Source organism: Shewanella sp. SG41-4 (genome assembly GCF_014164505.1).
In the GTDB taxonomy this organism is placed as follows: Bacteria; Pseudomonadota; Gammaproteobacteria; order Enterobacterales; family Shewanellaceae; genus Shewanella.
Genome location: NZ_JACJFI010000544.1, coordinates 1 through 1,684 on the forward strand (window position 1 = coordinate 1; position 1,684 = coordinate 1,684).

Below are 1,684 nucleotides of genomic sequence, written 5' to 3' on the forward strand. Positions count from 1 at the left end.
TCCAAAAGTAGTTATCAACAATTATTGGCCAAGGTTTTAGGAGCATTCCAATATAACCATTTAGATTCATTTGGCATCAGTCCGCAATTATATTGAGGAATCTGGTTTCACTGTAATAACCGTTAGTACAATTTTGACCTTTTTATCTGCTTTCGAAAACTTGTTGCAACCACACGTAGGTATCCTTTCTTATTTCAGACGTCAAAAAAAGCGTCTATTGGGGCATTAATCTAGCAGTGACTTATCCTACAGCTGTTGGCCCCCAGTCGGTCACTAAGATACTCTATCAGCAACCAGAATGAGTGACGTAACAACGTTGTCTATTGTCATATCTCCCTCCTAAGTTGGTTAATATATAATTGATTAATATTGCTTTTAAAAAGTTGATTTCGATCAACTTTTTGACTAATTTTTAAGCACAAACGTACGCTATTGGCTAATCTAAAGATAGTTACTTGCTCACGATTTGCTCATTTTTTGCTTAGTTTTTTAACCTCATTTTTGCTAGTGGAATATTAGCGTGATAATTGGTTGGGAAGCCTGCTCGTCAGCTTTATTAAGCTTACCGATAGATGCTTGTTTAATGGAGTAAATTGAGTTGTTTTCAAGCGTTTTACACAGTAAAAATTAGCTTGTATAAGGAGATTTTAATGGACAAAGTGTTTATTATTGCACAAATGGAACAGGCACATACCGACGCAGTAGCCAGCGGTTTGAAACTGGCTAAGCAATTGAACAAAAATGCGGAAGTCTTTGCTTATTCTTATGCTTATTTTAGTGGTCCTGAAAGTTATAATCCTCGCTTAGTCAGCGTTGCGCAAAAGCAGTTAATGGATCAACGAGAAGCCGAATTAAAGCAGCATCTGGTAGAGCTTAAAGGTGAAGATATTCCGGTACACATGGTATGGAGCAAATATTTATTTGAACATGCCTGTCATCATTCAATTCGTCATGGATTCGACTTTATGGTGAAGGCTGTACATCATGCAGACCATTACTTACCCACTGACTGGCAGTTGATACGCCATACTCGAATCCCGTTATTATTGTTAACCGATAATCCACTTACTAAGGGCAACGCAACGTTGATGGCTGTCGATCTTGGTACTCATGATCCTATTAAACAACAGCTCAATAGCTTTGTGGTGGCATATGGTAAGCAACTTGCTGAAGCAACTGAGACCAAATTACATCTAGCGTTTGTGCTTAGGGTACCCAAAATATTACGGGATATGGATTTGCTTGATACCCATGCTCTTGTTAAAAAGGCATATAAAGATCATCAAAAACAGATTGCTCAATTTAATATGAATCCTGAGTGTATCCATATTATTGCTGGTGAGCCTGAGCTGTGCTTGTTTGAGCTAGCCTGCAGATTGAAGAGTAAATATTTTGTGATTGGTGCTCGGCAACGAGAAGGGTTATTAGGGCGGATTATAGGCAATACTGCCGAGTTAGTTTTGGAGCGAATGCGCAGTAACGTATTGATTATTCCTGCCGATGATCAATTACTTGTTATTTAACCTTGTCGTATTTTGTAAATTGACGGTAACACCAACGAACCGATAGGTACTTTTAGTTAGTTGTCATTTTAAACGATACAAAAAAGCCCGTATCACCGAATTTCTAAGGGGGTGCGGGCTTTGTTATATTAACCGTTTAAGATTAATTAAAATGTCATTTC

1 protein-coding gene is annotated in these 1,684 nt (G+C 37.9%); it reads left to right on the forward strand.

The genetic code is table 11. The annotated features are described in order from the left end of the window. Positions 1–650: 650 nt before the first annotated feature. Complete coding sequence (locus tag H5202_RS22045) at positions 651–1,523, forward strand: universal stress protein UspA (RefSeq protein WP_182773919.1); 873 nt, start codon at positions 651–653, stop codon at positions 1,521–1,523. Positions 1,524–1,684: the final 161 nt, after the last annotated feature.